Here is a 12,500-nt window from a genome sequence, read left to right on the forward strand (position 1 = left end):
CCAGAGCCCTGCACGCCGACGTGGTCGTCGTGGGCGCCGGACCCGCCGGGTCGGCGGCGGCCGCCTGGACCGCGCGAGGGGGCCGGGATGTGTTGGTCATCGACTCGGCCAGCTTCCCGCGGGACAAGGCCTGCGGCGACGGGCTGACGCCGCGCGCGATCGCCGAGATGGAGCTGCTGGGGTTGGGTGAGTGGCTGGCCGGTCGCATTCAGCACCGTGGGCTACGGATGAGTGGCTTCGGCGGGGAGGTCGAGGTTGCCTGGCCGGGTCCCTCGTTCCCTGCCCACAGCAGCGCGGTGGCGCGGACGGAGCTCGACGACCGGATCCGCAAGGTCGCCGAGGAGTCCGGGGCGCGGATGCTATTGGGTACTAAAGTTGTTGGTGCGCACCATGACTCGTCACGCCGCGTGACGTCACTGACACTGGCCGACCGCACCGAGGTGTCCTGCGGCCACCTGATTGTGGCCGACGGGGCTCGGTCCTCGCTGGGCCGCAAACTCGGCCGGCGCTGGCACCAGGACACGGTGTACGGCGTTGCGGCCCGCGGCTACCTGGCCACCGCCCGCGCCGACGACCCGTGGCTGACGTCGCACCTGGAACTGCGGTCGCCGGACGGCGCCGTGCTGCCCGGTTACGGCTGGATCTTCCCGCTGGGCAATGGCGAGGTGAACATCGGCGTCGGCGCACTGTCGACCACCAAGCGACCGGCCGACCTCTCGCTGCGGCCGCTGATCTCCTACTACACCGATCTGCGCCGCGACGAGTGGGGTTTCGAAGGCGGCCCGCGGGCGGTGGCCTCGGCGTTGCTGCCGATGGGAGGCGCGGTTTCCGGGGTGGCCGGGCCTAACTGGGTGCTGATCGGCGACGCCGCGGCCTGCGTGAATCCGCTCAACGGCGAGGGCATCGACTACGGGCTGGAGACCGGCCGGCTGGCCGCACAGGTGCTGGACTCGCCCGACCTGTCGCAGCTGTGGCCCGCCTTGCTGACCGACCACTACGCGCGTGGATTCTCAGTGGCCCGCCGGCTGGCGCTGCTGCTGACCTTCCAGCGGTTCCTGCCCGCGACCGGACCGATCGCGATGCGCTCGACGACGCTGATGCGCATCGCGGTGCGGGTGATGGCCAACCTGGTCACCGACGAAGACACCGATCTGGTGGCCAGGGCGTGGCGCAGCGGCGGGCGCGCATCGCGGTTGATCGACCGCCGGCCACCGTTCAGTTAGGTAGGGCGAGCAGACGCAAAAGCCCCTTCGCGCACGGCGCGTGGGGGGCTTTTGCGTCTGCTCGCCGATATCAAGCTGGTTGACATATATCAGGACGGTTGATATACCTATCGGTATGACTACGCCGACAGAATTCGAGTTCGAGTCCGTCTACCGCGGCGAATCCAGCCGCATCGGCGAGGGCGCGCGGCCTCCGTGGAGCCTGGGCGAGCCGCAGCCGGAGCTGGCCGCGCTGATCGAGCAGGGCAAGTTCAGTGGCGACGTGCTCGACGCCGGCTGCGGCGAGGGTGCCATCTCGTTGGCTTTGGCCAAGCGGGGCCACAGCACCGTGGGCTTGGACTCCTCGCCCACCGCGATCAAGCTGGCCCAGACCGAGGCCGAGAAGCAGGGGGTCACGACCGCCACGTTCGCCGTGGCCGACATCACCGATTTCAGCGCTTACCCACCGGGGTCGGCCGGCCGGTTCGGCACCATCGTGGACAGCACGCTGTTCCATTCGATGCCCGTCGAGCTGCGCGAGGGTTACCAGCGGGCGATCGTGCAGGCGGCCGCACCGGGTGCCAGCTACTTCGTGCTGGTCTTCGACAAGGCCGCGATACCCGACCCCCCGCCGTTTGCGGTCACCGAGGAAGAACTGCGCGAGGCCGTCGCCAAGCACTGGGTGATCGACGAGATCCGGCCGGCCCGCATCTACGCGCATATCCCGCCGAACTCGACGAGCGAGCGCTTCATCGCCCACGACGAACCGGACGGCCGCAAATCGGTCGCAGCGTGGCTGCTCACGGCACATCTGGGACGATAGCGTGCACAAGCCAGGTGTATAGTCCGTCTAATGAAGCGCACACGGCTGGCTGTTTTCGCTGGGCTGGCGGTTGCCGCGATCGGGTTTGCGGCACCCGCGCAGGCCGATGACTACGACCAGGTCTTCAACAAAACGCTGAACGGGTTCGGCATCTACGGCCCGCAGGACTACAACGCCTGGCTGGCCAAGATCAGTTGTCAGCGTCTGGAGCGGGGTGTCGACCACGATGCCCACCAGGCGGCGACATTCCTGCAGCGCAACCTGCCCCGGGGCACCACTCAGGGGCAGTCGCTGCAGTTCCTCGGCGCCGGCATCGACCACTACTGCCCCGAGCAGGTCGGCGTTCTGCAGCGCGCCGGAACTTAGGCCCCCTGACTCAGCCGGCCTACTAGGCCGGCTTGTACGCGGCGTGCAGCGCCACGATGCCACCGGTCAGATTGCGCCACCGCACCGCCGACCACCCGGCGCGTGAGATCTCGTGCGCCAGCGCCGCCTGGTCGGGCCACGCCCTGATCGACTCGGCGAGGTAGACGTAGGCGTCGGGGTTGCTCGATACCGCACGCGCCACCCGCGGCAACGCCTGCATCAGATATTCCTTGTACGCCGTGGCGAACATTTTGCTTGTCGGAGTGGAGAATTCGCACACCACCAGCCGGCCGCCGGGCTTGGTGACGCGGGCCATCTCGCGCAGCCCGGCGGGATAGTCGGCCACATTGCGCAGGCCGAAACTGATTGTCACCGCATCGAATACCTCGTCGGCGAACGGCAGCTTGGTCGCGTCGCCGGCTACCTTGGGCACCGCGCGTGCGCTGCCGGCCGCCAGCATGCCGACCGAGAAGTCGGCCGCCACACACCACGCGCCCGACTTGGCCAATTCAACCGTCGAGACGGCGGTACCCGCGGCGAGATCGAGCACCTTGTGGCCGGGCCCGATACCCAGCGCCGCGCGGGTGGCCCGACGCCAGAACCGGTCCTGGCCCAGCGAAAGCACGGTGTTGGTGAGGTCATAGCGGCGTGCGACGCCGTCGAACATCGACGCGACGTCGCGGGGATCTTTGTCGAGGTCCGCGCGGCTCACGCCTCAGACGCTACCGGCCCGGCGCGCGCGGGAATGCACCGCCGGTCACTGCGTTACATGTTCGCGTGAGCGAAAAAGTTTGGTTTATCACTGGTACATCGCGCGGCTTCGGCCGGGAATGGGCCGCCGCTGCCCTGAAACGCGGCGACAAGGTGGCCGCTACCGCACGAAACACCGCGACGCTGGACGACCTCGTCAGCCAATACGGTGACGCGGTGTTGCCGATCCAGTTGGACGTCACCGACCGCGAGGCGGATTTCGCTGCCGTCAAGCGGGCACATGACCACTTCGGGCGCCTGGACATCGTGGTCAACAACGCCGGATACGGGCAGTTCGGGTTCATCGAGGAGCTGACCGAGCAGGAGGCTCGCGACCAGATCGAAACGAACGTCTTCGGCGCGCTGTGGATCACTCAGGCCGCGTTGCCCTATCTGCGGGCACAGGGCAGCGGGCACATCATCCAGGTCTCCTCGATCGGTGGCATCAGCGCGTTTCCCGACGTCGGCATCTACCACGCATCCAAGTGGGCGCTGGAGGGGTTCTCCCAGGCGTTGGCCCAGGAGGTCGCGCCGTTCGGTGTGCACGTCACGCTGATCGAACCCGGCGGGTTCGACACCGACTGGAGCGGTTCGTCGTCCAAGCGCGCCACCCGACTGCCCGACTACGCCGACGTGCACGCCGCGCAGGACGAGTGGCGCAAGCGGCGCTGGGCCAAGCCCGGCGATCCGTCCGCCTCGGCCGCGGCGGTGCTGAAGGTGGTCGACGCCGAAAACCCGCCGCTGCGAGTGTTTTTCGGTGCCGGTCCGCTGCAGATCGCCAAGGAGGACTACGAGAACCGGCTGCGCACCTGGGAGGAATGGCAGCCCGTCGCCGAACTGGCGCAGGGCTAGGGCTCAGGCGTAGCGCCGGGTGAGGCTCGGCCGCCCCGGAGCGGCCAGCACCGCTTCGTAGTGGCCGAGTAGCTCGTCGCAGATGACCGGCCAGCTGCGGCCGAGCACGCTGCGCCGTGCCGCCGGCGCGTAGCGCCGCCGTCGCTGCAGCAGGTGCGCGACGGCATTGGGCAGTTGTGCCTCGAACCGCTCCACCGGCAACAACAGCCCGGTGCGGTACGGGGTGACCAGGTCGCGCGGGCCGCCGGCGTCGGGGGCGATAACCGGCAACCCCGACGCCAGCGCTTCCTGCACGACCTGACAGAACGTCTCGTGCTCCCCCGGGTGCACGAAGACGTCCATGCTGGCGTAGGCCGCGGCCAGCTCGCTGCCGTACAAAGCCCCGGTGAAAACCGCTGCGGGCATTGCCGATTGCAGCTTGACGCGGTCGATGCCGTCGCCAACCACGACGACCTGCACCGAGTCGTCGGCTGCCACACCGGAAAGCCGCTCGACGTGCTTTTCCGGGGCGAGGCGGCCGACGAAACCGACGATCGGCTTGCCGTGCGGGGACCATCGACGGCGCAGCGCCTCGTCGCGCGCCGAGGGGGCGAAGCGGATCAAGTCCACTCCCCTGGCCCACCGGTGTACCCGTGGAAACCGCTGCGCGGCAAGGACTTCCATGGTAGGGGTGGAGGGCGCCAGGGTACGGTCGGCGAGACTGTGCAGGTGCCGGAACCACGCCCACGCGGCCCGGGTGGTCATCGGGATGCCGTAGCTTGCGGCGAAACCCGGCACATCGGTCTGATAGACCGCCACCGTCGGCACACCCAGCCGGCGCGCGGCGAGCATCCCGCCGTAGCCGAGCAGCGCCGGTGAGGCCAGATGCACGACGTCCGGATCGAACCCGCGCAGCACCCGCAACATCTTCGGGGTGGGCACGCCCAACGGCAGCGTGGTCACCTTGGGGAACATCCGCGACGGCGCCCGATGCACCCAGACACCGTCGTGCAGCCGGTCGGCGCGCGGCTCGCCGGCCGGGTTGTCCGGCGCGATGACGATCGCCTGGTGCCCGGTGCTGCGCAGATGTTCGAGAACCCGGACCACCGAGTTGCTGACACCGTTGACCTGTGGAAGGAACGATTCGGCGACGATCGCAACGCGCACAACACCACGGTGGCAGCGCCGCCTGTCGGAAAGGTTGCCGACGGGATACGCGTCGCGGAAGCCGGGGCTACGAACCGGTGCGTTTGTGCAGCCGCTTGTCCAGTACCGCGAGCAGCGTCAAGGCGATGGCGGCCGCCAACCAGCCGACCACCGCGATCGACCCCGCCGGGATGATCGCCAGCCCGGCGTTGCGGTGCTGCACCCGGACCAGGTTGGGGTCCCTCTTGTTGTACTCGACGTAGATCCGCATGCCGGTGGCCAGCTCGGACGGGTAGAGCACCCCCAGCTCGGGCCGGTAGGTGACCCGCTCGGGCGTGACGAACTCGATGGTGGAGCGTCGCGGCCCGGCGCTGAGCACCTCGGCTTGGGCCACCCCCATGTTGCGTTGGATCGCCAGATCGTTGCGCCACGCGCCGGCCACCAGCAGCACCGATTGCAGGGTCACCAGGAAGGTGACGATCAGCACGGTGATGCGCGCCCAGCGCACCACAATCCTGGCCCTGGTGTCCGGCCTGTCCTCGGTGGTGCCATGAATCAGTATGCGCACCAACCGTTTCAGCGACTTCAAAGGGCCGCCCTGATCGCCGCATGCAATCGTCGCAGCGACGACCGGTCCGCTTTGACCTCCAGCACCCGCAAGCCCTCGCCGGGTTCGTCGAGGGCGGTTGCCAGCTCCTGGACCTCGATCTGCCGACTCTCCACGTGGTAGGCGCGGCACAGCGCGCCCACGTCGACGTCGTGCGGGGTGCCGAAGATCCGGGACGAGACGTCGCTGAAGCGCGGATCGCCCTGCTCGAGCAGTTCGAAGATACCGCCGCCGTTGTCGTTGGACACCACGATTGTCAGGCGGCGAGGTGTGGGCTCGGTGGGCCCGATCAGCAGCCCGGAACTGTCGTGCACGAAGGTCAGGTCACCGATCAGCGCGACGGTACGGGGCGGGTCGTCCTGCTCGCCGACGCGTTCGTGCGCCAGCGCCGCGCCGATCGCGGTGGACACGGTCCCGTCGATGCCGGCCACGCCGCGGTTGGATCGCACCCGGATGCCGCGCGCGTCCAGCGCGACCAGCGCGGCGTCCCGCACCGGGTTCGACGCGCCCAGCACCAGTTGGTCACCGGGCCGCAGCGCGTCGGCCACGGCGGCGGCGACGTGCAGGCCGGTGGTCAGCGGGTGCTCGGCCAGCTGGGTGCGCACCGCGGTGACGGCCTGCTGGTGCAGCTCGGCACAGCGACGCAGCCAGGCGGGGTTGGGCACTCCCGAGGTGACCGCCCGGGTGCCGTTGGCCTGGGAGTTGCCCGACACGTCCGGCCAGCGCGGGCCCGTCGTCAGCGCATACACCGGCACGCTGGGATCGGCCAACAGCGCCGATACCGGGCGGTGCAGGGTCGGCCGGCCGAGCATGATCACCTGCTGGGGCCGCAACAGCGGCAGGGCGAGGGGATGCAGCGGGTTGGCAGCCGGCGGCGCCGTCGGCTCGGCGACGGTCGGCAATTCCGCCAGATTGGGGTAGCTGCCCGCGCCGTGCCCGGCAATGACGACGGTGTCGGGCGTGAGGTCGATGTCGAGCGGTTGATCGAAGGTGACCGGCGGCGTGTAGGTCCACGGCTTGCCGTCCGGGCGTCCGGGCGGGGTGGGCGCGTTCAGGTGTTCCGGGTCGGGCACCAGGGGTTCCCGCAGCGGGATGTCGAAGTGCACCGGCCCGGCGTTCGCGGTGCGAGAACCCAAGGCCGCCACCAATACTCGGCTGGTGGCCGAGCGCCAGGTGGCGTTCAGGGCGGGAATTCGGTCGGGGGCGTCTTCGGCGAGGCCCAGGCTGATGGTGGCGCGCACCTGCGACCCGAAGTAGCCCAGCTGCTCCATGGTCTGGTTGGCTCCGGTGCCCAGCATTTCGTAGGGCCGGTTGGCGGACAGCACGATCAGCGGCACCCGGGCGTAGTTGGCCTCGACGACGGCGGGTCCGAGGTTGGCGACGGCGGTGCCCGATGTCATCGCGATACACACCGGCGCGGGACCGTTTGAGCCCCCGATGGCCAACCCGATGGCCAGGTAGCCGGCGGTGCGCTCGTCGATGCGCACGTGCAACCGCAACCGGCCGGCCCGATCGGCGTCGTGCAGGGCGAACGCCAGCGGCGCGTTCCGCGACCCGGGGCACAGCACCACGTCGCGCACCCCACCGCGGATCAATTCGTCGACGACGACGCGGGCCTGGGTCGTCGAGGGGTTCACTACTACAGAGTGTCACAACCTGCGCCGCGGCGGCTCAGGCCTTCACGCCGGCGAAGAACTTGATCATCGCCGCATTCACCGCCTCCGGACGTTCCAGGAAGCCCAGATGACCGGTGTCAGGGATCTGCAGGTAGCGGCCGTTGGGCAGCGCGTCGGCGACCTCGCGGCCCAGGTAGGGCGGCGTGATCACGTCGTCGGAGAAGCCGATCACCAGCACGGGTGCGGCGACGGCGCGATAGACCGGCAGCCGGTTGGTCAGCGGCGCGACGTCCAGTTGGGTGCGGAAACCCGGCGTGAGTTTGGTCGGCCACATGCTGAACATCGCGATCCAGTCCGCGACGGCGGCGTCGTCGTTGAGGGTCTTGCGGGAAAAGCTTTCCAGCAGACGGGTTTTCGCCTCATAGGTGGGCGGCAGCCCAGCTCCGGCCGCGTCCAGGTCGGCCTCGGCCTGGTGGAAGAACTGCCGGGTCCGGTCCAACCGGCCGCGGGTGGCCATCAGCACCGCGGAGCTGACCAGTTCGGACCGGACCACCATCAGTTCCTGGGCGATGAACGAACCCATCGACACCCCCACCAGCCGCACCGGCCCCAGATCCAGGGATTCGATCAGCGCCGCGGTGTCGGCCACCATGGTTTGGGCAGTGAAACCCTCGGCGTTCTCGGTGGCGCCGATGCCGCGATTGTCGAACGTGACGCAGCGATATCCGGCTGCCAGCAACGCCGGCACCTGATGCAGGTGCCACGTGCGTCCGGCGCCACCACGCCCGGAAATGAAGACAACCGGCTCACCGGTCCCCTTGTCGTCGTAAGCCAGGTTGATCACCCGAACGACGGTACAAGCAACGGGTAGCAGGCCTTGACTCGGTCAATCCACCACTGCCGCCGGTCCCCCGGCGCCGCCAGGGCCGCCAACCGCCCCCGTTCGGGTGCCACCCGTTCGACGCCGAGGAACCCGTCGACGGGCACGGCGGGGGCGGCGACGTCGTCGACGAACAACCCTCCGGTGCCCAGCCCGCAGGCGTGCCGTAGCTCGGGCAGGGCGGCGGCGGCGAGCAGACCGCGGCCGATCCCGACCGCCGAATCCAGCGCGCTGGAGACCACGATCGGAATGTCGATCTGCCCGGCGATTTCGAGCATCTTCGAAATCCCGCCCAGCGGAGCCACTTTCAGGACAGCAACATCGGCCGCGCCGGCGCGGACCACGGCCAGCGGGTCATCGGCCTTGCGGATGCTTTCGTCGGCGGCGATCGGCACATCGACGCGGCGCCGCAGTTCGGCGAGTTCGGCGACGGTGGCGCAGGGCTGTTCGAGGTATTCCAGCGGGCCGTCGGCCGTCAGGGCGGCGGCGGCCGCGGCGGCGCTTTCGACATCCCAGCCACCGTTGGCGTCCACCCGCACGGTCGGGATCAGCGCCCGCGTCGCGTTGACCCGCTCCACGTCCTGCGCCAGGCTCTGGCCCGGCTCGGCGACCTTGACCTTGGCGGTGCGGGCGCCGGGGAAACGCGCCAGGACATCGGGTACCTCGGCGGCGCTGACCGCCGGCACCGTCGCGTTGATCGGGATGCGGTCCCGGCGCGCCGGCGGCGGCTGTCGGTAGGCCGCCTCGATCGCCGAGGCAAGCCAGTGCGCGGCTTCGGGCGGCTCGTACTCCACGAACGCCCCGAACTCGCCCCAGCCGGCCGGGCCCTCGATGAGCGCCAGTTCGCGAGTGGTGATGCCGCGGAATCGGACCCGCATCGGCAGCGCCACCACGTGCAGGCGGTCCAGCAGGTCGGACAGCGTTGGGGTCACTGCGGATAGACCTGCCGGCCGGCCAGGTAGGTCGCTCTGATGTCCAGGTCGGCGATCTGCTCGGGCGGGACCGTGCGCGGGTCGGCCGAGAGGATCACCAGGTCGGCGTACTTGCCGACCTCCAGCGAGCCGATCACGTCGTCGGCGAACAGCTGCCAGGCGGCGTCGATGGTCTGCGCCCTGATCGCCTGCTCGACGGTGAGCCGCTCCTGCGGCGCGAGCACCCGTCCGCTCGGGGCCACCCGGGTCGCGGCGACGCTGATGTTGCGCAGCGGCTCCTCGGGCGTCACCGGCGGATCATTGTGCAGCGAGATGCGCATGCCGGTGGCCACGGCGGACCCGGCCGGCATCCAGCGGCTGCCGCGTTCGGGCCCGAACAGGCCGTCGACGATGACGTCGCCCCAATAGTGGATCTGGTCGACGAAAATGCTGCAGGTGACGCCGAGATCGGCGGCCCGCTGCAGCTGCTCGGGCCGGATGGCGCCGACGTGTTCGAGTCTCAATCGATGGTCGTCGCGCGGGTGTTGGCGTAGCGCCTCCTCGTAGACGTCCAGGATGGTGTCCACCCCGGCGTCGCCCTGCACGTGACACGCCATCTGCCAGCCCAGCGGCAGGTAGGCGCCGACGATCTCGGTCAGCTGCTCCTTGGTGTAGTTGGCGCAACCGCAGGACCCGGGCTCGATGCCCGCGCTGCGGGTGGCCGGGGTGTCCAGGTAGGGAAAGGACAGCGCGATGTTGCCGATCCACGGCGAGCCGTCCACCCAGATCTTGATGCCGACCTGCCGCAGCATGTCGTCGCCGTCGCCCGGCGTGGCTTCGGTGGACATCTGCGCGTTGGACACCTCATAGGTGCGCAGCCGCACCGTCAGGTCGTTGTGCAGCTGCTCGACCAGCGGCTTGAACTTCGGGTCGAAGGCCATCTCCGAGCAGGTGGTGAGGCCGGCCCGGTTGAGCCGGGCGCACTCGGCGCGCAGCATGTCCGGGTAGCTGCCGGCCGAGATGGCGCCGCCCAGCAGCGGGAACACGGCGCCGATCTCCTCGGCGGTGCCGTCGAGTTCGCCGTCGGCGTCGCGGCCGTACTTGGCGCCTTTGGGGTCCGGGGTGTCGCGGGTCAGGCCGTTGGCCTGTGCCGCGCGGGAGTTGAAGTAGGCCTTGTGCCCGGAGTTGTGGATGATCACCAACGGGCCGTCCGGTGCGACGCCGTCCAGCCAGCTCAGCGTGGGGTCCGGCAGCCCCGGCTGCAGCAGGGCGTCCCAGCCGTTGAGGTAGGCACCGTCGGCTCCGCGTCTGGCGACCTCGCGCTTGATGGTGTCGACGACCTGGCCGGGGTCGCGGATGGTGACCGGGCGGATGTCGACGATCCGATCCGACAGCGCCACCGCTTCCATCAGCGGATGGCCATGCGCCTCAACGAAACCCGGCATGACACAGCCGTCGCCGATATCGATGCGGCGGGTGTTTTCGCCTACGTGGGCTTCGACGTCGGAGCGGTCGCCAACGGCGACGATTCGCCCGTTGGCGATCGCGATCGCCTCGGCGGTCGGCCGGTTTTCATCGACGGTGAGGACGGTTCCGGTAATGACGACATCTGCGGCGACCATGGGCAGTAACCCTACTGATAAGTGCGCCGCGCAAGGGTGCGGCGGAGCGGAATTGCAACACGTTCTAGTCTGACCTTATGAGTGACGATCTGTTGCGCAATCCGACCCATAACGGCCACCTGCTTGCGGGCGCGCTCAAGCGCCACAAGAACAGGCCGGTGCTGTTCCTTGGCGACACCACGCTGACCGGCGGTCAGCTGGCCGAGCGGATCAGCCAGTATGTCCAAGCCTTCGAGGCGCTCGGCGCGGGCACCGGTGTGACGGTAGGCCTGCTGTCGCTCAACCGGCCCGAAGTCCTGATGATCCTGGGCGCCAGCCAGACGCAGGGCTACCGGCGCACCGCCCTGCATCCGCTCGGGTCCTTGGACGACCACGCCTACGTGCTCTCGGACTGCGGCGCCAGCTCGCTGATCATCGACCCGAACCCGATGTTTGTCGAGCGCGCCCTCGGGTTGCTGGAGAAGGTGGACTCACTCAAGCAGATCCTCACCATCGGGCCGGTACCCGAGGCGTTGGCGGGCGTGGCTGTCGACCTGTCCGCCGAGGCCGCCAAGTACGACCCGCAGCCGCTGGTGGTGGCGGACCTGCCGCCGGACCACATCGGCGGCATGGCCTATACCGGCGGCACCACCGGCAAGCCCAAGGGCGTGATGGGCACCACCGGCAATATCGCCGCCATGACCCAGATCCAGCTCGCCGAATGGGAGTGGCCCGAGCACCCCCGATTCTTGATGTGTACGCCGCTGTCCCACGCGGGTGCGGCGTTCTTCACCCCCACCGTTGTCAAGGGCGGCGAGATGGTGGTGCTGGCCAAGTTCGACCCGGGCGAGGTGCTGAGAGTTATTGAGGAACAACGCATTACGGCGACCATGTTGGTGCCGTCGATGCTGTATGCCCTGATGGACCACCCGGATTCGCACACCCGGGACCTGTCGTCGCTGGAGACGGTGTACTACGGCGCCTCGGCAATCAACCCGGTGCGGTTGGCCGAGGCGATCCGCCGGTTCGGCCCGATCTTCGCGCAGTACTACGGCCAGTCCGAGGCGCCGATGGTGATCACCTACCTGGCCAAGGCCGATCACGACGAAAAGCGGCTGACCTCCTGTGGCCGCCCGACGCTGTTCGCGCGGGTGGCCCTGCTCGGCGAGGACGGCAAGCCGGTGCCGCAGGGCGAACCGGGCGAAATCTGTGTCAGCGGACCGCTTTTGGCCGCGGGGTACTGGAACAAGCCGGAGGCGACGGCCGAGACCTTTAAAGACGGCTGGCTGCACACCGGCGACATGGCCCGCGAGGACGAGGACGGTTTCTACTTCATCGTCGACCGGGTCAAGGACATGATCGTCACCGGCGGCTTCAACGTGTTCCCCCGCGAAGTCGAGGACGTGATCGCCGAGCACCCGTCCGTCGCGCAGGTCTGCGTGGTGGGCACGCCGGACGACAAGTGGGGCGAGGCCGTCACCGCGGTGGTGGTCTTGCGTGCCGACGCGGCCCGTGACGACGCGGCGATCGAAGCCATGACCGCCGAGGTTCAGGCCGCGGTCAAGGAGCGCAAGGGTTCGGTGCAGTCGCCCAAGCGGGTGGTGGTCGTCGACGCGCTGCCGTTGACCGGGCTGGGCAAGCCGGACAAGAAGGCGGTGCGCGCGCAATTCTGGGAGGGCGCCGGCCGCGCGGTCGGCTAGTTTTCTCTGCGCGAGCAGACGCTAAGGTTCCCTTTTTATGGCGTGTCGGGGTGCTTTCGCGTCTGCT

12 protein-coding genes are annotated in these 12,500 nt (G+C 69.2%); 5 read left to right on the forward strand and 7 right to left on the reverse strand.

The annotated features are described in order from the left end of the window. Positions 1–8: 8 nt before the first annotated feature. The 3 genes from menJ (at position 9) to A5645_RS20325 (ending at position 2,391) form a co-directional block, all read left to right on the forward strand. On the forward strand, positions 9–1,223 hold the full coding sequence (menJ, locus tag A5645_RS20315; protein WP_253867085.1) for a menaquinone reductase MenJ: 1,215 nt from the start codon (positions 9–11) through the stop codon (positions 1,221–1,223). Between the two features lie 115 nt (positions 1,224–1,338). Then, positions 1,339–2,025 carry a class I SAM-dependent methyltransferase gene (locus tag A5645_RS20320; RefSeq protein ID WP_065130795.1) on the forward strand — a complete coding sequence of 229 codons (687 nt, stop codon included), beginning with the start codon at positions 1,339–1,341 and terminating at the stop codon, positions 2,023–2,025. Between the two features lie 30 nt (positions 2,026–2,055). Next, the gene (locus tag A5645_RS20325) at positions 2,056–2,391 is read left to right on the forward strand and encodes a DUF732 domain-containing protein (RefSeq protein ID WP_065035387.1); all 336 of its coding nucleotides are present in this window, start codon (positions 2,056–2,058) and stop codon (positions 2,389–2,391) included. Between the two features lie 22 nt (positions 2,392–2,413). Here the strand turns inward: A5645_RS20325 and A5645_RS20330 are convergent, their stop codons facing one another. Then, a complete protein-coding gene (locus A5645_RS20330) occupies positions 2,414–3,103 on the reverse strand; it encodes a demethylmenaquinone methyltransferase (protein ID WP_065130796.1) in 690 nt (229 codons plus the stop codon). 65 nt (positions 3,104–3,168) lie between these two features. Between A5645_RS20330 and A5645_RS20335 the strand changes: the two genes are divergently transcribed. Beyond that, positions 3,169–3,993, forward strand: a complete 825-nt coding sequence (locus A5645_RS20335; RefSeq protein WP_065130797.1) for an SDR family oxidoreductase — start codon at positions 3,169–3,171, stop codon at positions 3,991–3,993. A gap of 3 nt (positions 3,994–3,996) precedes the next feature. Here the strand turns inward: A5645_RS20335 and A5645_RS20340 are convergent, their stop codons facing one another. From A5645_RS20340 to A5645_RS20365, 6 genes are all read right to left on the reverse strand, one after another. Then, positions 3,997–5,139 (reverse strand): glycosyltransferase family 4 protein, encoded by a 1,143-nt coding sequence (locus A5645_RS20340; RefSeq protein ID WP_065130798.1) that lies wholly within the window; start codon positions 5,137–5,139, stop codon positions 3,997–3,999. 67 nt (positions 5,140–5,206) lie between these two features. Continuing rightward, positions 5,207–5,707: a DUF3592 domain-containing protein gene (locus A5645_RS20345; RefSeq protein WP_065035383.1), complete on the reverse strand. Its 501-nt coding sequence runs from the start codon at positions 5,705–5,707 to the stop codon at positions 5,207–5,209. Further along, positions 5,704–7,362 carry a 2-succinyl-5-enolpyruvyl-6-hydroxy-3-cyclohexene-1-carboxylic-acid synthase gene (gene menD, locus A5645_RS20350; RefSeq protein ID WP_065130799.1) on the reverse strand — a complete coding sequence of 553 codons (1,659 nt, stop codon included), beginning with the start codon at positions 7,360–7,362 and terminating at the stop codon, positions 5,704–5,706. The genes A5645_RS20345 and menD overlap by 4 nt, the downstream gene beginning before the upstream one ends. A gap of 34 nt (positions 7,363–7,396) precedes the next feature. After that, complete coding sequence (locus A5645_RS20355; protein ID WP_065035381.1) at positions 7,397–8,185, reverse strand: alpha/beta fold hydrolase; 789 nt, start codon at positions 8,183–8,185, stop codon at positions 7,397–7,399. Then, positions 8,182–9,099 carry an o-succinylbenzoate synthase gene (locus tag A5645_RS20360; RefSeq protein WP_253867087.1) on the reverse strand — a complete coding sequence of 306 codons (918 nt, stop codon included), beginning with the start codon at positions 9,097–9,099 and terminating at the stop codon, positions 8,182–8,184. Before A5645_RS20360 ends, A5645_RS20355 begins: the two co-directional genes overlap by 4 nt. A 50-nt stretch (positions 9,100–9,149) precedes the next feature. Beyond that, complete coding sequence (locus tag A5645_RS20365; RefSeq protein WP_065130801.1) at positions 9,150–10,754, reverse strand: amidohydrolase; 1,605 nt, start codon at positions 10,752–10,754, stop codon at positions 9,150–9,152. A 77-nt stretch (positions 10,755–10,831) separates the two neighbouring features. Between A5645_RS20365 and fadD8 the strand changes: the two genes are divergently transcribed. Further along, positions 10,832–12,433 carry a fatty-acid--CoA ligase FadD8 gene (gene fadD8 / locus A5645_RS20370; protein ID WP_065130802.1) on the forward strand — a complete coding sequence of 534 codons (1,602 nt, stop codon included), beginning with the start codon at positions 10,832–10,834 and terminating at the stop codon, positions 12,431–12,433. Positions 12,434–12,500 lie beyond the last annotated feature (67 nt).

Origin of the sequence: Mycobacterium asiaticum, assembly GCF_001673635.1 — a bacterium.
Classification (GTDB): Bacteria; Actinomycetota; Actinomycetes; order Mycobacteriales; family Mycobacteriaceae; genus Mycobacterium; species Mycobacterium asiaticum_C.

What these genes read in the sequence shown, in the direction of transcription:
- A5645_RS20320 (WP_065130795.1), top strand. Translation starts at nt 1,339, where the DNA reads ATGACTACGCCGACAGAATTCGAGTTCGAGTCCGTCTACCGCGGCGAA.
- A5645_RS20325 (WP_065035387.1), top strand. Translation starts at nt 2,056, where the DNA reads ATGAAGCGCACACGGCTGGCTGTTTTCGCTGGGCTGGCGGTTGCCGCG.
- A5645_RS20360 (WP_253867087.1), bottom strand. Translation starts at nt 9,099, where the DNA reads ATGCGGGTCCGATTCCGCGGCATCACCACTCGCGAACTGGCGCTCATC.
- A5645_RS20365 (WP_065130801.1), bottom strand. Translation starts at nt 10,754, where the DNA reads ATGGTCGCCGCAGATGTCGTCATTACCGGAACCGTCCTCACCGTCGAT.
- fadD8 (WP_065130802.1), top strand. Translation starts at nt 10,832, where the DNA reads ATGAGTGACGATCTGTTGCGCAATCCGACCCATAACGGCCACCTGCTT.